The following is a 20,781-nucleotide window of genomic DNA, read 5'->3' as shown; positions in this document are numbered from 1 at the left end:
CCCCCCCCCCCCGCGGGGGGCCACGGCCGGGTTCCCCGGCCGTCCAGCCTGTCGCTCACCCCGGACGCGGGGCTCCCCTGGGAGCCGCGGCGGGGCGGCGGGCCGTCAGAGCAGGGCCTGCGCCACGCGCCGCACCTCGGCCTTGCGACCTGCGAGCAGGGCCTCCATGGGCGTGGTCCGCAGCGCCTCGTCGGGAGAGAAGAGCCACTCGAGGATCTCCGCGTCGGAGAACCCGAAGTCGGTGAGCAGGGCGATCGTGCCCTGCAGGGACATGAGCACCACGAACCGGCCCTCGTCCGGGTTCTCCGGTGCCGGGGACACGTTCGCCGGGTTGGCGCGGTGCGCCGGGACCACGAACGCCGCGGGGATCTGGAACGAGGCCCGCTCCCCCCGCCGGACACCGACCACGCGCCGGTCCTGCACGATGCTGCGGGCCTGGGTCACGGTCGTGCCGAGCACCTCGGCTAGTTGGGGAAGGGTCAGCCACTCGTTCACGAGCTGCTCGAGATCAGTTCCGTCGGTCACGGGACAAGCCTACGTGTCGCCGGACCGCCCGCCCACCGAGGTTCCCTCACGATCCGTCCCCACGACCCGCACGCCCCGCGGTCACCGCCTCACCCGTTCCGGGCTCCCCGACGCCTAGACTTCCACCGTGGCAACCGTGACGTCCGATCCGTTCGTGGGCCGCCTGGTCGACGGGCGGTACCACGTCGTGTCCAGGATCGCCCGTGGCGGCATGGCCACGGTGTACCTGGCCGTGGACCGCCGCCTCGACCGGGAGGTCGCGCTCAAGGTCATGCACCCCCACCTGGCGGAGGGCAGCGACGGCAGCGAGTTCGTCGCGAGGTTCCGGCGCGAGGCGCGCGCGGCAGCCCGCCTGGCCCACCCCGGCGTGGTCGCGGTGTTCGACCAGGGCGTCGACGGCGAGACCAGCTACCTGACCATGGAGTACGTGCCGGGCACGAACCTCCGCCAGGTGCTGCAGGCCGAGGGGCCGCTGACCGTGGGGCGCTCGCTCGACCTGCTCGAGCAGATCCTCGACGCGCTCGCCGCCGCCCACCGCAAGGGCCTCGTCCACCGGGACGTCAAGCCGGAGAACGTGCTCCTCGACGAGTCGGGGCGCGTCAAGGTCGCCGACTTCGGCCTGGCCCGCGCGGTCAGCGAGGGGGCGTCGACCGCGACGAGCACCATCCTGGGCACCGTCGCCTACCTGGGCCCCGAGCTCATCACGTCGGGCCAGTGCGACGCGCGCACGGACGTGTACGCCGTGGGCGTCCTCGCCTACGAGATGCTCACGGGCCGCCACCCCTTCACGGGCGAGACGCCGCTGCAGGTGGCCTTCCAGCACGTCAACTCCGACATCCCGGCGCCGTCCGACGTCGAGCCCTGGATCCCCGCCGAGGTGGACGTCCTCGTGTGCGCTCTCGCGGCACGCTCTCCCGAGGACCGTCCCGTGGACGCGTCGGCGGCCCTCTCCCTGGTCCGTCAGACCCGGCAGTCGCTCGGACCTGCGGATCTCGACCGCCGTTCGTCGGCGGCGCCGGGCGCCGTGCCCGCGAGCAGCGGTCCGTCCGCGGGGTCCCCGGACACCGCGGTGCTGGGCGTCGCGACCGGTGCGCTGGCCAGCGCGCTCGCGGGCCCCGGCACCTCGGTGACGACCGTGCCGGACCCGACCCCCACGACGACCCTGCCCGGACTGCCGACCTCCCCGATCCCGGCGCCGACCACCTACCCGGTCGCCGACTCCCAGCACACCCAGGTCCTCGACCGCGGGGCGCTGGCCGGCCACGCCCTCGAACCCTCCGACGACGGGCCGGTTGACGAGGCGTCGCCCGGCGCGCGGCGGCGGCGCCGCTGGTGGTGGGGCCTGGCGATCACCCTCCTGGTCGTGGGCGCCGTGACCGGCGCGTCGTGGTGGTTCCTCAGCGGTCCGGGCGCCTACACGGCCGTCCCCGGCGGCCTCGTGGGCGTCCCGCAGGCAGGGGCCGAGCAGACCCTCGACGCGGTCAAGCTGCACAGCTCCGTCACCACGGCCTACGACGACACCTTCGCGGCGGGCAGCGTGATCTCGACCGACCCCGGCGCGGGCGAGCGTGTCCGCAAGGACGGCACGGTCCACCTGCTGGTCTCGCTGGGCGTGAAGATGGTCGAGATCCCGTCCGGTCTCGTGGGCAAGCCTGTCGACGAGGCGACCGAGGCCCTCGAGGACGCAGGCTTCACCGTGGGCGACCCGAAGGAGGCCTACAGCGACACGGCCCCCGCGGGGACCGTGGTCGCCGTCTCCGAGCCCGAGGGCACGGCGGTGCCCCACTCGACCGTTCCCGTGCTGACGGTGTCCCAGGGGCCGGCCCCGGTCACGATCCCGCAGGTCGTCGGCCTCGAGAAGGAGGCCGCCCTGACCGCGCTCTCCGACCTGGGGCTCAAGCCCAGCTCGACCGACGACTACTCCGAGACGGTCGCCGCGGGACTGGTCGTCAGCCAGACGCCCGAGAACGGCACCGAGGGCCACCGCGGGGACAAGGTCGCCCTCGTGATCTCGCTCGGCCCCCCGCTCGTCGAGATCCCCGACACCTACGGGCGCAACGTCACCGAGGCCGAGAAGATGCTCAGGGACGCGGGGTTCGAGGTCGAGGTGCGCCACCCGCAGGGCATCAGCCCGCTCAACATCGTCTACGCGCAGGACCCCGCCGGGGGCGACGGCAAGACGGCCCCCAAGGGATCGACGATCGTGATCAACGTCTTCTGACCTGCCCACGGCAGCAGAGCGCGCGTCCCCCCGACGCCGCGCGGGTGCCCCCGCCCCGCTGCCGTGACGACGCACGTCCCCGGCACGACGCAGCCCGACGGCGGCGCACCCGCAGGTGCGCCGCCGTCGGGCTGCGTGGGGTCGTCCCGGGCCGCACGGCCCGACGACACGTCAACGGGCCTGGAGCATCTCCGCGACCTGGAAGGCCATCTCAAGCGACTGCTGGTGGTTCAGGCGCGGGTCCACGAGCGTCTCGTAGCGCAGCGCCAGGCCGGCGTCGTCGATCTCCTCGCTGCCGCCCAGCACCTCGGTCACGTCGTCGCCCGTGAGCTCGACGTGCAGGCCACCAGGCACCGTGCCGAGCGCGCGATGGACCTCGAAGAAGCCACGGACCTCGTCCAGGACGTCCTCGAGGCGACGGGTCTTGTAGCCGCTGTCCGACGTGATGGTGTTGCCGTGCATGGGGTCGGTGACCCACGTGACGGGGGCGCCGGACTCGCGCACGGCCTCCACGAGCGCGGGCAGCGCGTCGCGGATCCTGCCCGCACCCATGCGCGTGATGAACGTCAGGCGACCGGGCACGGCGTCCGGGTTGAGCTTGTCGATCAGGCGCAGCGCGTCGTCGGGGGCCGTGGTGGGGCCGAGCTTGACCCCGATCGGGTTCGCCACGCGCGACAGGAAGTCGACGTGCGCGCCGTCGAGCTGGCGCGTGCGCTCACCGATCCACAGGAAGTGCCCCGAGGTGTCGTACGCGTCGCCCGAGCGCGAGTCGATGCGCGTGAGCGAGCGCTCGTAGTCGAGGATCAGGGCCTCGTGGCTCACGAAGAACTCCACGGTGCGCAACGCGTCGAAGTCGACCCCGCACGCCTTCATGAAGCGGATCGCCCGGTCGATCTCCGCGGCCGTGCTCTCGTAGCGCGCGTACGCGGGGTTGCGCATGAAGCCGCGGTTCCACTCGTGCACCTGACGCAGGTCGGCGAACCCGCCGCCCGTGAACGCCCGCACCACGTTGAGCGTGGCCGACGAGATCCGGTAGGCCTGCATGAGGCGCTCGGGGTCCGGGACGCGGTCCTCGGGGGTGAACGCGTGCCCGTTGACCATGTCACCGCGGTACGCGGGCAGCGTCACACCGTCGCGCGTCTCGTCGTTCGAGCTGCGCGGCTTGGCGTACTGCCCCGCGAGCCGACCCATCTTGACGACGGGCATGCTCGCGCCGTGCGTGAGGATCACGGCCATCTGCAGGATGGTGCGCACCTTGTTGCGGATGCGCAGGGCGTTCGCGTCCGCGAACGTCTCGGCGCAGTCGCCGCCCTGCAGGAGGAAGGCCTCGCCCCGGCCCGCGGCGGCGAGCCGCGAGCGCAGGGTGTCGGCCTCGGTGGGGACCACGAGCGGCGCGGAGGCCGCGAGCCGCGCGGACACGTCCGCGAGGGCCGCGGCGTCGGGCCACGTGGGTTGCTGCTGCGCGACGAGGGAGCGGAACGCGTCCAGTCCCTGGTGGATCTCCGCGCCGGTCGTGGTCGCCATCAGCGGATCAGTGCTCCGCAGGCGCAGCCGGCACGAGCGGCTGGCCGATCTCGCTCAGCAGGTCGCCGAACCACGGCTGCGAGACGTCGAACGCCTTGCCGCCCGCGATGCGCGGGAACTCGATCGCCCGCAGGCGGTCGCCGTTCTCCTCGTCGTGGCCGATCACGCCCGACTCGCCCTTGAACGCGCAGTCCACGGCGAGGTCCGTCATGGACTTGATGAGGCGCAGGTCCTCGGCGTTCGCGGCCGCGGCGCGCGAGTAGTAGCCCGACTTCTGGACCATGGTCTTCTCGGCGCCCAGCTTTTCCGCGAACTGCTTGGCGAACCAGGCCCCCGGGTTGATGGTGTCGAGCTTGACGTGACCGAACGGGTCGCGCTCGACCGTCTCGCCCGACGCCTCGAGCTGCGCGACGATCTCGTTCATGCCGGCACCCTCCGACAGGAAGATGTTGACGTTGCCGACCTCGTCCATGACGGTGCGCAGGCGCGCGGCCTCGGCCTCGATGTCGAGCGCGAGCTCGGGGACGAACACCGCGTGGATGTCCCACCGCTCCTTGGTCAGGCCGATGCCCGGGACCCACTCCTGCGTGTCGAGCCACTTGCGGTACTCGGCGGCCGACGCGGCCGTCAGCCACCCGCAGTGACGCCCCATGACCTCGTGCACGATCAGCATGCGCGGGCCCGAGCGGTGCTCACCGATGATGTTGCGCGCGAACCCGGCGGCCTCCTCGGCCGCGGTCCATGCACCGAGGGACTGACGGATCGGGATCACGTCGTTGTCGATCGTCTTGGGCAGGCCCACCACGGTGAGCTCGTAGTCGTTCTCGTGGAGGTAGGCCGCGAGGTCGGCTGCCGTCGTGTTCGTGTCGTCCCCACCGATGGTGTGCAGGACGTCGACGCCGTCGGCCTTGAGCTGCTCCGCGGCGACCTGCAGCGGGTCCTGGCCCTCCTGGACGAGGCCGCGCTTGACGCAGTCCTTCGCGTTGGTGAGCTTGACGCGCGAGTTGCCGATGGGCGAGCCGCCGAAGCGGTGCAGGATGCCCGCCTTCTTGCGGGTCTCCTCGTCGACGACGATCTTGGTGCCGGTCAGCAGGCCGTGGTAGCCGTGCTGGTAGGCGATGATCTCGACCTCGGGGGCGAGCTCGGTGTAGCGCTCGATCAGGCCACCGACGGCGGAGGACAGGCACGGGGCGAAGCCGCCGGCCGTCAGGAGTGCGACGCGACGGACCTGCCGACGATCAGACATAGCAAAGGAGCCTCTCGTTGAAGGATGCCGCCGCGCCTGCGTCGCTGGACGCTGGGGATCACCCGGGGCAGCGGGACGGCCTGCTCCCTCAGTCTACTGACGGCGCGGGCTCCTCCTGCGGCGGTTCCGGAACCTGGACGTCCGGGACCGGCCTGCCGCCGGGCGCCGCCGGAGAGGCCGCAGGTGTGGTAGCGGCGGGACCGGCCGCGAGACGCGCCTTGGCCGTCGCGGCGTAGATGTCGACGTACTCCTGGCCCGACAGGCTCATGATCGCGTACATGATCTCGTCCGCGACCGAGCGCAGGATGAAGCGGTCGTTCTCCATGCCCTTGTAGCGGCTGAAGTCGAGCGGCTCGCCGATGACGATGCCGATCCGCATGGGCTTGGGGATGACCTTGCCGATCGGCTGGGCGATGTTGGTACCGATCATCGCGACGGGGATCACGGGCGCGCCGGACTCGAGCGCGAGCCGCGCGACACCGGTCTTGCCGCGGTAGAGCCTCCCGTCGGGGCTGCGGGTCCCCTCGGGGTAGATCCCGAACAGCTCACCGTCCCCGAGCACGCGCAGACCGGTCGTGAGGGCCGCCTCGCTGGCCTTGCCACCCGCACGGTCCACCGGGATGGTGCCCACGCCGCGCATGAACCCGGCCGTCAGGCGCCCTTTGATCCCTTTGCCCGTGAAGTAGTCGGACTTGCCGAGGAACTGCACCTTGCGGTTCAGCACGAGAGGCAGGATGAACGAGTCGATGACCGCGAGGTGGTTGCTCGCGAGGATCGCGCCCCCCTCGTCGGGGACGTTCTCGACGCCGCGCGTCCACGGACGGTACAGCAGCCGGAGCAGGGGGCCGACCATCACCTGCTTCATGAACCAGTAGAACAACGTTCCTCCTTGGTGGCCCTCGCGAACACGAGGCGCTCTTCCGACTCTAGAGTGAACCCCATGGCCGCACCGAATGCAGGACCGCTGGGTGAGAACGACGGGAAGGACGACGCGATCGAGCCGACCGGCGACGGATCGACCGGCGCGCCGGGCACGCCGCCCGACGACCTCCCCGACGTCGACGCCCGCTGGGCGGACATCGTCGCGGACCTCGCCGACGTGTCCGCCGCGGCCGAGGCCGCAGCAGCGGACCCCGCGCACGGGACAGGGCCGGACGCGGACCGCGGGTCGGCCACCGGCCCCCGCGACCTCCACGAGACCTTCCCGGTCGCGCCCTGGGTGCAGGGCCCCGGTCCGCGGGACTGGCCCGCGACCCCCGAGGTCGAGGAGCTCGAGGACGCCGAGAGCCACTTCACTCCCCCGGACCCGGACATCGGCATGGGCCGCGACCCCCTCATGACCATGGCCTGGGGTCTGGTCGTGGGCGTCCCGATCCTCCTGCTGGTCGGCATGGTCGTCCTCCGGCCGTTCCCGACGATCGTCGCCCAGGTGGCGGGCGGCCTGTTCCTCGTGGGCCTCGCGGTTCTCCTGTGGCGCATGCCGCACCGTCGCGAGGACGACCACTCGGGACCCGGCGCGGTGGTCTGAGGCCGGGCTGCGCCGTCGGGCCCCTGGGTGTGGCCGGGCGTCACGCCCGACCCGTCACGTACCCCGGGGAGATCTCGCCCAGAAACCCGCTCGCCCCGGGCACGCGACGCGGCCCCGGCCTCACGAGGAGACCAGGGGCCGTGCCGGCGGCTGCCGACGACTACCGACGGGCGAGGTCCGCGGCACCCACGATGCCGGCCTCGTTGCCCTGCTGGGCGACCTCGAACTGCGCCTCGGGGCGGTGCCCACGGGCCGAGAGCTGGTCGATGAACCCCTTGCGGACGGGCTGGAGCAACAGCTCGCCGGCCGCGCACACGCCGCCACCGATGACGATGATCTCGGGGTCGAGCAGGGCCGCGACCGAGGCCGCCCCCTCGCCGATCCAGCGACCCAGGTTCGCGAGCAGCTCGATCGCCAGGGGGTCCCCCGCCTGGGCGGCCTGCGTGATCTGCGGGCCGTTGAGCTTCGAGGCGTCGCCGCCCGCGAGCTCGAGCAGCGCGGCGCCGCGTGCGGGCTGGGTGATCAGCGACGCCTGGGCGTCTCGCACGAGGGCGGTGCCGGAGGCGTACTGCTCCCAGCAGCCCTCGAGGCCGCAGCCGCAGTAGTGGCCGCCGGGGACGACGCGCATGTGCCCGACCTCCGCGGCGACGCCCCAGCGCCCGCGCACCAGCTTGCCGTCGACGACGACCGCGCCGCCCAGCCCCGTGCCGACCGTGAGCATGAGCATGTCGGAGGCGTCGCGGCCCGCGCCGAACTGGAACTCGGCCCAGCCCGCGGCGTTGGCGTCGTTCTCGACGACGATCTTCACGTCGTCGGCGCCGATCAGGGCCCGGACCTTGTCGGCCAGCGGGTACTCGCGCCACGCGATGTTGGGGGCGAACAGGACCGAGGTCCTGTCGGGGCTCACGAAGCCGGCAGCGGCCAGGCCCATGGCCTCGACCTGGAACTCCTTGGAGAGCTCGGCGTAGACGTCGGCGACCGCGGCGTCGATGCTGGCGACGTCGTCGGGCTCGGTGTCGCGACGCGTCTGCGCAAGGATGGTGCCGTTCTCGTCGACCACACCCGCGGCGATCTTCGTTCCGCCGATGTCGACTCCGATGGCATGCATGTCAGGTCCTCACTCACGTAGCGGTCTGGAACTCCCGAAGAGAACACGCGCCGGGGTAACGGTTGTGCACCGCCTCGGCATCGGTTCTGCGTACGTCCGTCGGCTCCGAAGTCCGGTCGCTCCCGGTCTTCGCCCAGGTACGGCCTGAAATCTTGCGCAACAGCGCACAGCACCACGAAGAGTACCGACTCGGAGGCGGTCAACGACACTTGCACCCTGTGGGTACTGTTCTTCCACCGTCGACTTCTGCCACTGGAGCCAGCATGGACGAGTTCAGCGCACCGCGCATCATCGATGTCGATCCCCTCGACAACCTCAACGACCTCTTCGCGACCCGCGTCGCCGCCGGCCCCGACCTTCCCATGGTCGAGGTCAAGAGCGGACCGGGCGCCCCCTGGAAGGCCCTGTCCGCCCGCGAGGTCGACGCCGACGTCGTCGCAGTCGCCAAGGGCCTCGTCGCCCTCGGCGTCGAACCCGGCGAGCACGTCGGCATCATGTCCCGCACCCGCTACGAGTGGACTCTGCTCGACTGGGCGACCTGGGCCGCCGGGGCCGTGCCCGTCCCCCTGTACGAGACCTCGAGCGCCGAGCAGGTCCACTGGATCCTGTCCGACGCCGGGGTCAAGCTGCTCGTGGTCGAGTCCGCCGCGCACGCCGCCACGGTCGAGGAGGTCCGTGGGCAGGCCCCCGAGCTGCGCGACGTGTTCGTCATCGACGACGGCGGGATCGCAGCGCTCAAGGAGGCCGGCAAGGACGTCGGCGACGACGAGATCGCGCGCCGCCGCGGGCTCGCGAACCTCGAGGACGTCGCGACCATCATCTACACGTCCGGCACCACGGGGCGCCCCAAGGGCGCCGAGCTCACGCACGAGAACTTCTACTCGCTGACCGTCAACGCGGTCGAGGCGCTGCCCGAGGTCTTCGCCGAGCCCAACGGCCGGACGCTGCTCTTCATGCCCCTCGCACACGTGTTCGCGCGCTTCATCGGCGTCCTCGTGGTCGCCGGGGGCACGGTCCTGGGCCACACCCCGGACACCAAGACGCTCCTCGAGGACCTGGGCGAGTTCAAGCCCACCTACATCCTCTCGGTGCCCCGCGTCTTCGAGAAGGTCTACAACTCCTCGGAGCAGAAGGCCGCGGCGGGTGGCAAGGTCAAGATCTTCCACTGGGCCGCCGCGACCGCGATCGCCTGGTCGCGCGCGCTCGACGAGCCCAAGGGTCCCGGTCTCGGCCTGAAGATCCAGCACAAGGTCGCCGACGCGCTCGTCTACAAGAAGCTGCGTGCCGCGCTCGGCGGGCAGACCAAGTGGGCCGTGTCCGGCGGCGCCCCTCTGGGCGAGCGCCTGGGCCACTTCTACCGCGGGATCGGCGTGCGCATCCTCGAGGGCTACGGCCTGACCGAGACCACGGCCCCCACGTCGGTCAACCGCCCCAGCGCGACCAAGATCGGCACCGTCGGCCCCCAGCTCCCCGGCTGCGCCGCGAGGATCGCCGAGGACGGCGAGATCCTGCTCAAGGGTCACCACGTCTTCCGCGGCTACCACAACAACCCGCAGGCCACCGCAGACGCGTTCGTCGACGGCTGGTTCCGCACGGGCGACCTGGGCTCGCTCGACGCGGACGGGTTCCTGCGCATCACGGGGCGCAAGAAGGAGATCATCGTGACCGCGGGCGGCAAGAACGTCGCGCCCGCCGTGCTCGAGGACCGCATCCGCGCGCACGCCCTCGTGAGCCAGTGCGTCGTCGTCGGCGACGGGCAGCCGTTCATCGGGGCGCTCATGACGCTCGACCCCGAGGGCCTGCCGGGATGGCTCGCGATGCACGGCAAGGACCCCATGAGCGTGGCCGCCGCAGTGCTCGACGTCGACGTCCTCGCTGCCCTCGACGCCGCCGTGGACCGCGCCAACAAGGCCGTGTCGCGGGCCGAGTCGATCCGGAAGTTCACCCTCCTGACCACGGACTTCACGGTCGAGAACGGATACCTGACGCCGTCTCTCAAGGTCAAGCGCAACGTCGTGCTGACGGACTTCTCGGTCGAGGTCGACGCGATCTACGCGGGCGTGCCCGCGCAGTGACCCGAGGGTCCTGACCCATCGGGTCGATCAGGCGGCCGGCTCCCTGCGGGGGCCGGCCGTCCGCGTTCCCGGGCGGTCCCCCGGACGCGGCCGACGACCGCGCGGGACGGCCCGCACGGAGCCAGGGCCGGGCGAGCGCGTCAGAGCCGGGCGAGCCGCGCGACGAGCGCGGGCGAGCCGATCGCCACGGCGCCCATGGCCTGGACGTCGTCCGCGACCTCCCGGTCGCTCGTCACGACCGCGACGGGGCGCCCCTCCGGCTCCGCGGCGACCAGTCGCCGGATCAGGTGGTCGGCGATCTCCCCGGACGAGAACAGCACCCGGACGCCGCGCGTGCTCGCGGGAGGCATGTGGCCCAGCTCCTGCCCGTCGAAGCAGCACGTGACCTCGGCCCCAGTGCGCGACGCGACCCGCACGAGCCCGTCCACGAGCCGGCGCCGCTGCTGCGCGAGGGTCAGCGTCCCGAACCCCGACTTGCTGACGTTGTACCCGTCGACGATCAGGTGCATCTGCGGGACGGCGAGCACGTCGTCGAGCAGCGCCGGGTCGTCTCCCGCGCGACCGCGCGACCCGGGGCGTGTGGTGCCGCCCGCCCCCTTGGTCCCGGCGTGGCCGCCGTCGCCGCGGTCGACGGGCGCCACGGTGTCCCCCGGGCGCAGGGTCGTCGGGGGGATCCCGAGCTCGCGGCGGAGCCCGACCGCAGCGTCGACGACCGTCTCCAGCAGCAGGCGCGCCCGCGCGTTGGCGAGCTCGGCACCGGTGTGCGTGAGCGTGCGGGCCTCGTCGCGCGCCGCGTGGGCCCGTTCGAGCGCGACCGCGGCCTCCCGGCGCTCGGCCGTCGCCTGTGCCGCGAGGGCCCGAGCGGCAGCCGTCTGCTCGTCGGCCTCCGCACGGGCGGTGCGCGCCTCGGAGCGGGCCCGGTCGGCGTCGGACCGCAGCTTGCGCTCGGTCCGCCGCAGGCTCGCGATCTCGGCACGGGCCTCGTCGAGGGCGGCCCGGTCGGCGGCGGCAGCCCGCCTGGCCGCGTCGAGCTCCGCGAGGGCCCTGTCGCGCTCGGAGACCGCACGCTCGGCCTCCTGCGCCCGGTGCTGCCTCGCCTCGCGCTCCTGGACGTCCTGGTGCGCCCGGACGAGGTGGTCCTGCCAGCCGTCCGGGCGCAGCAGGAAGGCGCCCACGGCCAGGTCCACCGACCGCCCTGCGGTGTCGAGGTCTCGCGCGGTCGCGGGTTCCGGTGGGGCGGCCTGCCCGACGGCGTCGGTCCGGTCGGGCGCTGACGTGCGGCCCCGGTCGGGCGCGGTCTTCAGCCCGACGGCGTCGGGCCGGTCGGGCGCGGACGCGTCGGTGACGGCCTCGGGCGGGGGCGCGCCGCCGTCGGGCACGAGCTCGCGAGCCTCCCGCGGGTGGGCCGCGCTCCACGCGGCCGCGACCGCGTGCCGGAAGGACGGGCTCGACTCGAGGGCCTGCCACAGCGGGACGGCCCCCGACGCGGCACGCCGGCGCGGCGCGAACGTCCGGACCCTGCGCAGGGCGACCGGGACCGTCGAGGGGTCCCACGCGCCGAGGACCCGCGCAGCCAGCTCCAGGAGCTGGGCACGGACCTCGGGAGGGACGGGTGGATCCGGGACGACGCCGTCGGGCGGCGGGTCGGCAGCCAGTGGTGCCGTGTCCTTCTCGTCCCGACTCGTCCCGACCATGGGTCAACACTACGGGCCCGGCGGGCGGCCGACACCGAGGCGCCACCGCGACCTGCCCGCTCCCCGTCGACGGCACCGCGCCCGTCGCGCATGGCGCGTGGTGCGTGGCGCGTGGCCCGGCGCCCGTCGTCGGGCTCGGGGTCGGCGACGGGCACGACGCCCCGGTGGCCGTCGGTGCGTGTGGGTGCCCCCGCGTACCTTCGGCGCATGCCGTCCACGACCACCGCAGCCCCGGCTGCACGCCCGCTCCTCTCGGTCCGCTCGTTCACCCCGACGGCGGCCCCGGGGAGCGTGCCCGTCCAGCTCGGGCTCGACGAGCTCGGCACCCCCCTGCAGGACGTCACGTTCGTGGTCGTGGACCTCGAGACCACGGGGGGCTCGCCGGCCTCGGCCGGCATCACGGAGATCGGCGCGGTCAAGGTCCGCGGCGGCGAGGTGCTCGGAGAGCTCCAGACGCTCGTCAACCCCGGCACCCCCGTCCCGGCGTTCATCGCCCGCCTGACCGGGATCACGACCGCGATGGTCGCGACCGCGCCACCCATCGAGGCCGTGCTGCCCAGCTTCCTGGAGTTCTCTCGGGGCGCCGTGCTGGTCGCGCACAACGCCCCCTTCGACATCGGGTTCCTCAAGGCCGCCGCCCGGGACGCGGGCTACGAGTGGCCCGGCAACCAGGTCGTCGACACCGTCCCCCTGGCCCGGCGGGTCGTGACGCGGGACGAGGCGCCCAACCACAAGCTCTCGACCCTCGCAGCGCTCTTCCACGCCGCCGTGACGCCCGAGCACCGGGCCCTGGCAGACGCCCGCGCCACGGTCGACGTGCTCCACGCCCTGCTCGAGCGCCTGGCACCCTTCGGGATCACGCACCTCGAGGACCTCGCGACCGCCACGGACCCCGTGCCACCGGACGTGCGGCGCAAGCGCACGCTCGCCGACGGCCTGCCCGACGCCCCCGGCGTCTACCTGTTCCGCGGCCCCGGCGAGGAGGTCCTGTACGTCGGGACCTCGACCTCGATCAGGCGCAGGGTCCGCAGCTACTTCACGGCCGCGGAGAAGCGTGGCCGCATGACCGAGATGGTGCGCATCGCGCACGCCGTGACGCCCGTGGTGTGCGCGACCGTGCTCGAGGCCCAGGTCCGCGAGCTGCGGCTCATCGCCGAGCACTCCCCGCGCTACAACCGGCGCTCCAAGTTCCCCGAACGCATGAGCTGGGTGCGCCTGACGCGCGAGCACCACCCCCGCCTCTCGATCGTCCGTGACGTCACGCCCGACGCCACGCACATCGGCCCCTACTCCTCGCGGCGCCAGGCGCAGCAGGCGGTCGACGCCCTGCACGACGCGCTCCCGCTGCGCCAGTGCACGCCCCGCCTGCCCCTCCTGCCCGCCGCGGGTGCCGGCTCGTGCGCCCTCGCCGGGATGGGGCGCTGCGGTGCACCGTGCACCACGGTGCAGGATCCGCACGGCTACCCCGCCGTCGTGGGGCGCGCGCGGGCCACCCTGCTCGCGGACCCGAGCGACGTCGTCGAACCCCTGACCGCGCGCATCGCCGCCCTCGCCGCGGACGAGCGCTACGAGCAGGCCGCCGAGGTCACCGCGCGCCTCGAGGCGTTCCTGCTCGGGGCCGGACGGGCGCAGCGCCTCGCACCGCTCGCGGCGTGCGCCGAGCTCGTCGCGGCCAAGCCGCTCGACCGCGGGGGGTGGGAGATCGTCGTGGTGCGGCACGCACGCCTCGCGGCCACCGGCGTCTCCGCACCCGGGGCCGACCCGTGGCCCACGATCGACGCCCTGGTCGCGACGGCCGAGGAGGTCGCCCCTCCCGTGGCCCCGGCGCCCGCGTGCCACCCGCACGAGGCCGAGCTCGTGCTCGGATGGCTGGAGCAGCCCGGCGTACGGCTCGTCGACGTGAGCCACCCGCTCGCGTGGCCCGTCCGCTCGGCCCGCGCCTACACGGACCGCGACCGCACGGCGCAGCGCGTCGCCCAGCACGTCGGGGCTAGATTGGACCCCGGCTCGTCGGACGACGAGCATCGCGCCTCGGACCCCACGGAGACACCATGCTGACCGCGATCGTGCTGATCGACACCGAACCGCACCTCATCCCCGAGGTGGCCTCCCAGGTCGCCGCACTGCGCGGCGTCAGCGAGGTGTACTCGGTCACCGGGAAGGCAGACCTCGTGGCCATGGTGCGGGTCAAGGAGCACGACGACCTCGCCGACGTCATCGCCGACCGGGTCAGCAAGATCGACGGCGTCCTGCGCACCGAGACCTTCATCGCGTTCCGCGCGTACTCCGACGTCGACCTCGAGCAGGCGTTCGCCCTGGGGCTCGACGACTGACCCGACGACGGCCGGGGCGGGACGCCGCGTGCAGCGTCCCCCCCCCCCCCCCCCCCCCCTCCGCCGTGCCGTTCCTCAGCGCGTCGAGGCCGCGACCCACCGGTCCAGGACCGCCGACGCCTCGCCCGAGTCGATGCTCGCCGCGGCGTGCTCCATCCCGGCCCGCAGGCGCTCGACCAGGCTCCCCTCGGCCGTCCCCGACAGGCTCGCGTCCGCGACGAGCGCGGCCGCGGCGTTCAGCAGGACCGTCTCCCGGACCGGCCCGGCGTCCCCCGCCAGCAGGCGGCGCGCGACCTCCGCGTTGAACGTCGCGTCGGCCCCCCGCAGGTCCTCGACGGTGATCCGCTGCAGGCCGAGGTCCTTCGCCGCGTCGAGCGTGCTGACCTCGACCGAGCCGTCGCGGACCTCCCAGACGGTCGAGGCGCCGGTCGCCGCGAGCTCGTCGAGACCGTCGTCCCCGCGGAACACGACCGCCGACGTGCCCCGCGACGCGAGGACCCCCGCCACGAGCGGCGCCATGCGCTCGTCGGCGACCCCGATCGCCGCCGCGCGGGGCTGCGCCGGGTTCGTCAGCGGGCCCAGGAAGTTGAAGGCCGTCGGGACGGCCAGCTCCTTGCGCGCGACGGCCGAGTGCCGGAACGAGGGGTGGAAGACCTGCGCGAAGCAGAACGTGATGCCCACCTCGTCGACGAGGCGGGCCACGCGCTCCGGGGCCTGGTCCAGCCGGATGCCCAGGGCCTCGAGCACGTCGGCCGACCCCGACGACGACGACGCCGCGCGGTTGCCGTGCTTGACGACACGGACCCCGGTCCCGGCGATCACGACCGCGGCCATGGTCGAGACGTTGACCGTGTGCGCACGGTCGCCGCCCGTCCCGACGATGTCCACCGCAGGGCCCTGCACCGTGAACCGGATCGCGTGGGCCAGCATCGCGTCCGCCAGACCGCGCAGCTCCCCCACGGTCTCGCCCTTGGACCGCAGCGCGACGAGGAAGGCGGCGAGCCGGACGGGGCTGACCTCGCCGGACAGGACCATGTCCATGGCCCAGGCGGTCTGGTCAGGGCTCAGCTCGTGCCCCGCGATCAGCTCGGTCAGGAGTCCCGGCCACGAGTGGGTCGCCTGCTCAGCCACCAGGGACGCGCCGTGGGGCGCGAGGACGGACGGAGCGGTTGCCGGTGTGCCCGGAGTCGTGGTCACGGGATCTGCCCTTCATGAGGTCATTCGATCAGCGAGACGATCGCTCGCTGCAGCTCGATCGCGTCGAACGGCCGGGGGACGGCCTCGTCGGCGAGCGACCACGATGCTAGCCAACCGTCCTGCGGCCTGCCGGTGAGGACCAGAACGGGCGGGCAGCGGAAGATCTCGTTCTTGAGCTGGCGGCACAGCCCCATGCCGCCGGCCTTGTCCGCCTCCCCGTCGAGCACGAGCAGGTCCCACCCGCCCGCGTCGGCCGCGGCCACCACGGCGGTGGCCGTCGCGACCTCCTTCCACACGATGTCGGGTGCGCCCGCCCGGACGCGACGCCCGACGGCGAGACGCACCTGCTCCCGCACGGTCGCGTCGTCGCTGTAGAGCAGGATGCGCGGCGCGCGCACGGCCTCGACCTGGTCGGCGGACAGGACGTCCTGGTGTGCCGGGGGGATGGTCGTCAAGCCGCTCGTGGTCGACGTCATCGTCGCCTCCTTCTGATCGGGTCTGGCCGGATCCCGACCGGTGCCCGGCCGGGTCTGCTGGGTGCTCTCCCCCGGGTCTCCCGGTGGAGCGAGCCACCGCGGACCACCGAACCGGCGGCACAGCACACCTGGGCATCTTGGCACGTCGTCGCCGGGAGCCGTACCCACGCGCGCCGCGACGGACGGTCGTGTTCCAGGCGCTGGTCAGGGGTCCCGAAAATGCGCGATTTCATGGCACTTCCACGTGATCCGTCATGAAGTGCAGGCCTTGGTGGGAAGATCTGGAGACTTTGTGAGATTTGCCGCGCGCCACCCCCCGATCCGATGGTCCAAATCACTCCGGCGTCGGCCATAATGGCTGATGTGTCGACCGCAACGGCTGCCCCCCACGCCCACCAGCACGTGAGCGTCAACCGACCGAACCCTGTCTCGGTCGGGACGATCGTGTGGCTGGCCAGCGAGCTCATGTTCTTCGCTGGACTGTTCGCTATGTACTTCACCGCACGCTCGGTGATACCCGCAGAGGAGTGGGCTTCTCAGACCGAGAAGCTCAACATCCCGTTCGCCGTGGTCAACACGTCGATCCTGGTCCTGTCCTCCGTGACGTGCCAGCTGGGTGTCCTCGCGGCGGAGCGTTTCCAGCCCGTCCGCACCGGATCGATCTTCCAGGTCAACCGGTGGGGCATGAACGAGTGGATCACGCTCACGTACCTCATGGGTGCGTTCTTCATCGGCGGTCAGGTCTTCGAGTACGCCGAGCTCGTGCACGAGGGACTCACCATCTCGTCGCACCCGTACGGCTCGGTCTTCTTCCTGGCCACAGGCTTCCACGGACTCCACGTCGTCGGTGGTCTGATCGCCTTCCTGTTCCTTCTCGGTCGGTCCTTCGCCGCCAAGAACTTCGGGCACCACGAAGCCACCACCGGCATCGTGACGTCCTACTACTGGCACTTCGTCGACGTCGTGTGGATCGCACTGTTCTTCGTGATCTACATCCTGCGCTGACGCGGTGACGCCCGCGGCACCGATGCCCGGACAACCACACCTGCCCCCTGCACCCCCCACTTGCGAGACGAGGATCATTTCGTGAAGGCACTCGCCGCCCGCAGACACCACCGCTTCGCACCGGTCGTGCTGCTGCTGCTGGCGCTGCTGGTCACCGGCGGCGTCTACGCCGCCTTTGCCCCGAGTCCTGCCAGCGCTGACAGCGCCAGCACCGAGGACATCGAGACAGGCCAGAAGCTTTTCCAGGCGAACTGCGCCACCTGCCACGGCCCCAGCGCCGAAGGATCGGACACCGTCCCGTCCCTCGTCGGCGTCGGAGCGGCCGCTGTCGACTTCCAGGTGTCGACCGGTCGTATGCCCATGCAGATGGAAGGCCCCCAGGCCATCCAGAAGCCGCGCCAGTTCGACGAGGAGCAGACCGCACAGCTCGCCGCGTACGTCGCCTCCCTGGGTGCAGGCCCGGCCATCCCCACCGACGAGCAGGTCGACGCAGCGCTCGGCGACCCGTCCAACGGTGCCGCCGTCTTCCGCACCAACTGCGCCATGTGCCACAACGCCGTGGGAGCGGGCGGCGCCCTCTCCGAGGGCAAGTTCGCACCCCCGCTGTGGGACACCTCCGAGCGCAACATCTACCAGGCCATGCAGACCGGCCCGCAGTCCATGCCGGTCTTCAACGACATGAACGTCACGCCGGACGAGAAGCGCGACGTGATCGCCTACCTCATCGAGCAGCGTGAGGGTTCGGCCGGTGGACTTGACCTTGGTTCTCTCGGCCCCGTGAGCGAGGGCCTGTGGGTGTGGATCGTGGGCATGGGCCTGCTGATCGGCGCCGCTGTGTGGATCGGAGCGAAGTCGTCGTGAGCGACAACCAGAACTCGACGGACCTGACGAAGCAGGACGGGCACGAGCTCGACCGCTTCCAGGACCCGGGCATCCCGGCCCACAAGAGCCGGATGGCGGACCGCGACCCCAAGGCGGCCAAGCGTGCCGAGATGCAGGTCGTGATCCTCTTCACGATCTCGATCATCGGCACGATCGGCATGCTGGTGGCGTTCTTCGCGCTGCCCGAGGACACCTCGATCGCGGGCATCCGCACCGCCAACCTCATCATCGGGCTCGGCCTGGCGTTCTCGCTCCTGGGCATCGGCCTCGCGGCCGTCCACTGGGCCAAGACGCTCATGTCGGACCACGAGCACGTCGACGAGCGTCACGGTCAGCGCAGCTCCGACGCCGTGCGCGCCGAGGCCGTCCAGGCCCTCACCGAGGGTGCGCAGGACTCGGGGATCGCGCGCCGCGGGGTCCTCAAGGGCGCGGTCGTCACGGCCCTCGCGCTCTTCCCGCTCGCGATCGCTGTTCCCCTCGTGGCCGAGGTGGGTGGAGACTGGAACGTCAACAAGTTCCGTCACACGCTCTGGAAGCCCAAGATGCGCCTCGCGCTCGACCCCTCGGGCCGCCCGATCAAGGCCGAGGACGTCACGATCGGTAGTGCGTTCCACGTCATCCCCGACGTGTCCGAGGAGGTGCGCACCTCCCACGAGTGGATCTCGGAGAAGGCCAAGGCGATCGTCCTGATGGTCCGCCTCGACCCGCGTGACCTCAAGGAGGCGGAGGACCGCAAGGACTGGTCCTACGACGGCATCGTCGCGTACTCCAAGGTCTGCACCCACGTGGGCTGCCCTGTCGCGCTCTACGAGCAGCAGACGCACCACCTGCTGTGCCCGTGCCACCAGTCGACCTTCGACGTCGCGGACGGCGCCAAGGTCGTCTTCGGCCCCGCCAAGCGGCCGCTCCCGCAGCTGCCGATCACCGTTGACGACGAGGGCTACCTGATCGCGCAGAGCGACTTCCTGGAGCCCGTCGGACCGAGCTACTGGGAGCGCCTCAAGTGAGCACCAGCACCGCGGGACCCGCTGAAGCGACCGCAGACTATCTGGACCAGCGGACCGGCATCGCCGGAGCCGTCAAGGAGTTCGCCCGCAAGGTCTTCCCTGACCACTGGTCGTTCCTCCTGGGCGAGATCGCCCTCTACTCGTTCGTCGTCCTCATCCTCTCGGGCTTCTTCCTGACGATGTTCTTCGTGCCGAGCATGGGCCTGATCGAGTACCACGGCGAGCCCGCCACGATGAACGGGCAGCTCATGTCCGAGGCCTTCGCGTCGACGCTGCACACCTCGTTCGAGGTGCGCGGCGGTCTGCTGATGCGCCAGATCCACCACTGGTCGGCGCTGCTGTTCATGGCCGCGATCGTGACGCACATGATGCGCGTGTTCTTCACGGGCGCGTTCCGCAAGCCGCGCGAGCTCAACTGGATGGTCGGGTTCCTCCTGATGATCCTGGGTCTCGCCGCAGGCTTCACGGGCTACTCGCTCCCCGACGACGTGCTCTCCGGCAACGGTCTGCGCATCACCGACGGCGTGGTCAAGTCGATCCCGATCATCGGGTCGTACATGTCGTACTTCATCTTCGGCGGGGAGTTCCCGGGCGAGGACATCATCCCGAGGCTCTTCACGCTGCACATCCTCGTGGTGCCCGGCCTGATCCTGGCGCTCGTCGCCCTCCACCTGTTCTTCGTCGTGCTGCACAAGCACACGCAGTACCCCGGTGGTGGCCGCACGAACGCCAACGTCGTCGGCTTCCCGCTCTTCCCGGTGTACGTCGCCAAGGCTGGTGGCTTCTTCTTCGTGGTGTTCGGCGTCATCGCCGCGATGGGCGCCACGATGGCCATCAACAACGTCTGGAACTACGGACCGTACGACCCCTCCCCCGTCTCGGCCGGCGCTCAGCCCGACTGGTACATGCTGTTCCTCGAGGGTTCGCTCCGACTCATGCCGGGTCAGACGGAGTACGTGATCGCGGGCTACACGCTCTCGCTCAACATCCTGATCCCGGCGGTCGTGATCCCGGGTCTTCTGTTCACGTTCCTCGCGGTCTACCCGTTCCTCGAGGCGGCCGTGACCAAGGACAAGCGCGAGCACCACGTGCTCGACCGCCCGCGCAACGTCCCGGTCCGCACGGGCCTCGGCGTCGCGTTCCTGACGGCGTTCATCATCCTCGCGCTGGCCGGTTCGAACGACCTCATCGCGACGCACTTCCACCTGTCGATCAACGCGATCACGTGGGTGTTCAGGGTCCTGCTCTTCGTCGGCCCGGTGATCGCGTTCTGGATCACCAAGCGCATCTGCCTCGGGCTCCAGCGCAAGGACCGCGAGCTCGTCCTGCACGGTCACGAGACCGGACGCATCGTGCGCTTCGCCCACGGCGAGTACATCGAGGTCCACCGTCCGCTGGACGACCAGGAGCGCTGGCTCCGTGTGAACTACACGGCGCACGCTCCCCTGGAGATCGAGCCGGCGACCGACTCTCGTGGCGTCCGCCGCAAGGGCTACAAGAAGGACCGCCGCCTGCAGCGCCTCTCCCGCTTCTTCTACGAGGACCGGGTCGAGCCCGTGACCCCCTCGGAGGTCGCGGCGTCGCACTCGCACGGCGAGCACGACGCGCTCGGCGCCGCAGACGACACGCACGCCGTGGAGTCCGGTTCCGCAGTCGGCGGGGGCAGCCACATCGTCAGCCCTGACGACACCGGCAGCACCACGCACTGACCCGCTCCCCTCGGAGCACGACGACCCGTGAGACGGTCCGGCACCAGCCGGAACATCTCACGGGTCGTCGGCGTTCCAGGGGTGTCGTGTTCGCTCGGTTTCGCACCGGCCGAACCTTTCGCCACAGTTGTCGCACCGTCCCGCGGGGCGACGCACGATCCAGGAGGCAATCCGCCATGGCTGTCTACACCCTTCCCGAGCTGTCGTACGACTACGGCGCACTCGAGCCCCACATCTCCGGCCGCATCATG

At 71.8% G+C, this 20,781-nt stretch carries 17 protein-coding genes and 1 pseudogene; 10 read left to right on the top strand and 8 right to left on the bottom strand.

What is annotated here, in order from left to right; translation table 11 throughout:
- Nucleotides 1–105 precede the first annotated feature (105 nt).
- A complete protein-coding gene (locus H9623_RS09830) occupies nucleotides 106–525 on the bottom strand; it encodes an Rv2175c family DNA-binding protein (protein WP_193719875.1) in 420 nt (139 codons plus the stop codon).
- A gap of 127 nt (nucleotides 526–652) precedes the next feature.
- On the opposite strand from H9623_RS09830, the gene H9623_RS09825 reads away from it, so the two are divergent.
- The gene (locus H9623_RS09825; RefSeq protein ID WP_193719874.1) at nucleotides 653–2,746 is read left to right on the top strand and encodes a Stk1 family PASTA domain-containing Ser/Thr kinase; all 2,094 of its coding nucleotides are present in this window, start codon (nucleotides 653–655) and stop codon (nucleotides 2,744–2,746) included.
- Between the two features lie 171 nt (nucleotides 2,747–2,917).
- Here H9623_RS09825 and H9623_RS09820 read toward each other — a convergent pair whose 3' ends face one another.
- From H9623_RS09820 to H9623_RS09810, 3 genes are all read right to left on the bottom strand, one after another.
- On the bottom strand, nucleotides 2,918–4,270 hold the full coding sequence (locus H9623_RS09820; RefSeq protein WP_193719873.1) for a class II 3-deoxy-7-phosphoheptulonate synthase: 1,353 nt from the start codon (nucleotides 4,268–4,270) through the stop codon (nucleotides 2,918–2,920).
- Nucleotides 4,271–4,277: 7 nt separating this feature from the next.
- Nucleotides 4,278–5,516, bottom strand: coding sequence for a pyrophosphate--fructose-6-phosphate 1-phosphotransferase (locus H9623_RS09815; protein WP_193719872.1), 1,239 nt, complete (start codon nucleotides 5,514–5,516; stop codon nucleotides 4,278–4,280).
- An 88-nt stretch (nucleotides 5,517–5,604) separates the two neighbouring features.
- A complete protein-coding gene (locus H9623_RS09810; protein ID WP_227748459.1) occupies nucleotides 5,605–6,396 on the bottom strand; it encodes a lysophospholipid acyltransferase family protein in 792 nt (263 codons plus the stop codon).
- A gap of 60 nt (nucleotides 6,397–6,456) precedes the next feature.
- Between H9623_RS09810 and H9623_RS09805 the strand changes: the two genes are divergently transcribed.
- The gene (locus tag H9623_RS09805) at nucleotides 6,457–7,044 is read left to right on the top strand and encodes a hypothetical protein (protein ID WP_193719871.1); all 588 of its coding nucleotides are present in this window, start codon (nucleotides 6,457–6,459) and stop codon (nucleotides 7,042–7,044) included.
- Nucleotides 7,045–7,204: 160 nt separating this feature from the next.
- On the opposite strand, the gene H9623_RS09800 is transcribed toward H9623_RS09805, so the two are convergent.
- Complete coding sequence (locus tag H9623_RS09800) at nucleotides 7,205–8,152, bottom strand: ROK family glucokinase (RefSeq protein ID WP_193719870.1); 948 nt, start codon at nucleotides 8,150–8,152, stop codon at nucleotides 7,205–7,207.
- A 263-nt stretch (nucleotides 8,153–8,415) separates the two neighbouring features.
- Here H9623_RS09800 and H9623_RS09795 point away from each other — a divergent pair, with 263 nt between their 5' ends.
- The gene (locus H9623_RS09795; protein WP_193719869.1) at nucleotides 8,416–10,227 is read left to right on the top strand and encodes an AMP-dependent synthetase/ligase; all 1,812 of its coding nucleotides are present in this window, start codon (nucleotides 8,416–8,418) and stop codon (nucleotides 10,225–10,227) included.
- Between the two features lie 140 nt (nucleotides 10,228–10,367).
- Here H9623_RS09795 and H9623_RS09790 read toward each other — a convergent pair whose 3' ends face one another.
- Complete coding sequence (locus H9623_RS09790; RefSeq protein ID WP_193719868.1) at nucleotides 10,368–11,921, bottom strand: NYN domain-containing protein; 1,554 nt, start codon at nucleotides 11,919–11,921, stop codon at nucleotides 10,368–10,370.
- A gap of 207 nt (nucleotides 11,922–12,128) precedes the next feature.
- Between H9623_RS09790 and H9623_RS09785 the strand changes: the two genes are divergently transcribed.
- Both H9623_RS09785 and H9623_RS09780 read left to right on the top strand, forming a co-directional pair.
- Complete coding sequence (locus H9623_RS09785) at nucleotides 12,129–13,979, top strand: DEDD exonuclease domain-containing protein (RefSeq protein WP_193719867.1); 1,851 nt, start codon at nucleotides 12,129–12,131, stop codon at nucleotides 13,977–13,979.
- Entirely contained in the window at nucleotides 13,973–14,254 is a 282-nt protein-coding gene (locus tag H9623_RS09780) for an Lrp/AsnC family transcriptional regulator (RefSeq protein ID WP_193719866.1), read from the top strand. Before H9623_RS09785 ends, H9623_RS09780 begins: the two co-directional genes overlap by 7 nt.
- A 75-nt stretch (nucleotides 14,255–14,329) precedes the next feature.
- Here the strand turns inward: H9623_RS09780 and trpD are convergent, their stop codons facing one another.
- Both trpD and H9623_RS09770 read right to left on the bottom strand, forming a co-directional pair.
- Nucleotides 14,330–15,388 (bottom strand): anthranilate phosphoribosyltransferase, encoded by a 1,059-nt coding sequence (gene trpD, locus H9623_RS09775; RefSeq protein WP_227748467.1) that lies wholly within the window; start codon nucleotides 15,386–15,388, stop codon nucleotides 14,330–14,332.
- 83 nt (nucleotides 15,389–15,471) lie between these two features.
- Nucleotides 15,472–15,927, bottom strand: a complete 456-nt coding sequence (locus H9623_RS09770) for a hypothetical protein (RefSeq protein WP_227748458.1) — start codon at nucleotides 15,925–15,927, stop codon at nucleotides 15,472–15,474.
- A gap of 354 nt (nucleotides 15,928–16,281) precedes the next feature.
- Between H9623_RS09770 and ctaE the strand changes: the two genes are divergently transcribed.
- The 5 genes and pseudogenes from ctaE to H9623_RS09745 all read left to right on the top strand — a co-directional run.
- A complete protein-coding gene (ctaE, locus tag H9623_RS09765; RefSeq protein WP_193719865.1) occupies nucleotides 16,282–16,932 on the top strand; it encodes an aa3-type cytochrome oxidase subunit III in 651 nt (216 codons plus the stop codon).
- 81 nt (nucleotides 16,933–17,013) lie between these two features.
- The gene (gene qcrC, locus H9623_RS09760) at nucleotides 17,014–17,793 is read left to right on the top strand and encodes a cytochrome bc1 complex diheme cytochrome c subunit (protein ID WP_193719864.1); all 780 of its coding nucleotides are present in this window, start codon (nucleotides 17,014–17,016) and stop codon (nucleotides 17,791–17,793) included.
- Nucleotides 17,790–18,821 carry a cytochrome bc1 complex Rieske iron-sulfur subunit gene (qcrA, locus tag H9623_RS09755; protein WP_321575375.1) on the top strand — a complete coding sequence of 344 codons (1,032 nt, stop codon included), beginning with the start codon at nucleotides 17,790–17,792 and terminating at the stop codon, nucleotides 18,819–18,821. The genes qcrC and qcrA overlap by 4 nt, the downstream gene beginning before the upstream one ends.
- Nucleotides 18,818–20,530, top strand: a complete 1,713-nt coding sequence (gene qcrB, locus H9623_RS09750) for a cytochrome bc1 complex cytochrome b subunit (RefSeq protein ID WP_321575374.1) — start codon at nucleotides 18,818–18,820, stop codon at nucleotides 20,528–20,530. Before qcrA ends, qcrB begins: the two co-directional genes overlap by 4 nt.
- Before the next feature lie 176 nt (nucleotides 20,531–20,706).
- Nucleotides 20,707–20,781, top strand: a pseudogene (locus H9623_RS09745) (superoxide dismutase); the annotation flags it as partial.

The sequence above is a fragment of the Oerskovia douganii genome, assembly GCF_015142735.1.
In the GTDB taxonomy this organism is placed as follows: Bacteria; Actinomycetota; Actinomycetes; order Actinomycetales; family Cellulomonadaceae; genus Oerskovia; species Oerskovia douganii.
This window is presented reverse-complemented; position numbering and strand designations above follow the sequence as displayed.

What these genes read in the sequence shown, in the direction of transcription:
- H9623_RS09815 (WP_193719872.1), bottom strand. Translation starts at nt 5,516, where the DNA reads ATGTCTGATCGTCGGCAGGTCCGTCGCGTCGCACTCCTGACGGCCGGC.
- ctaE (WP_193719865.1), top strand. Translation starts at nt 16,282, where the DNA reads ATGGCTGATGTGTCGACCGCAACGGCTGCCCCCCACGCCCACCAGCAC.
- H9623_RS09770 (WP_227748458.1), bottom strand. Translation starts at nt 15,927, where the DNA reads ATGACGTCGACCACGAGCGGCTTGACGACCATCCCCCCGGCACACCAG.
- H9623_RS09785 (WP_193719867.1), top strand. Translation starts at nt 12,129, where the DNA reads ATGCCGTCCACGACCACCGCAGCCCCGGCTGCACGCCCGCTCCTCTCG.
- H9623_RS09800 (WP_193719870.1), bottom strand. Translation starts at nt 8,152, where the DNA reads ATGCATGCCATCGGAGTCGACATCGGCGGAACGAAGATCGCCGCGGGT.
- H9623_RS09820 (WP_193719873.1), bottom strand. Translation starts at nt 4,270, where the DNA reads ATGGCGACCACGACCGGCGCGGAGATCCACCAGGGACTGGACGCGTTC.
- H9623_RS09780 (WP_193719866.1), top strand. Translation starts at nt 13,973, where the DNA reads ATGCTGACCGCGATCGTGCTGATCGACACCGAACCGCACCTCATCCCC.
- H9623_RS09805 (WP_193719871.1), top strand. Translation starts at nt 6,457, where the DNA reads ATGGCCGCACCGAATGCAGGACCGCTGGGTGAGAACGACGGGAAGGAC.
- H9623_RS09790 (WP_193719868.1), bottom strand. Translation starts at nt 11,921, where the DNA reads ATGGTCGGGACGAGTCGGGACGAGAAGGACACGGCACCACTGGCTGCC.
- H9623_RS09795 (WP_193719869.1), top strand. Translation starts at nt 8,416, where the DNA reads ATGGACGAGTTCAGCGCACCGCGCATCATCGATGTCGATCCCCTCGAC.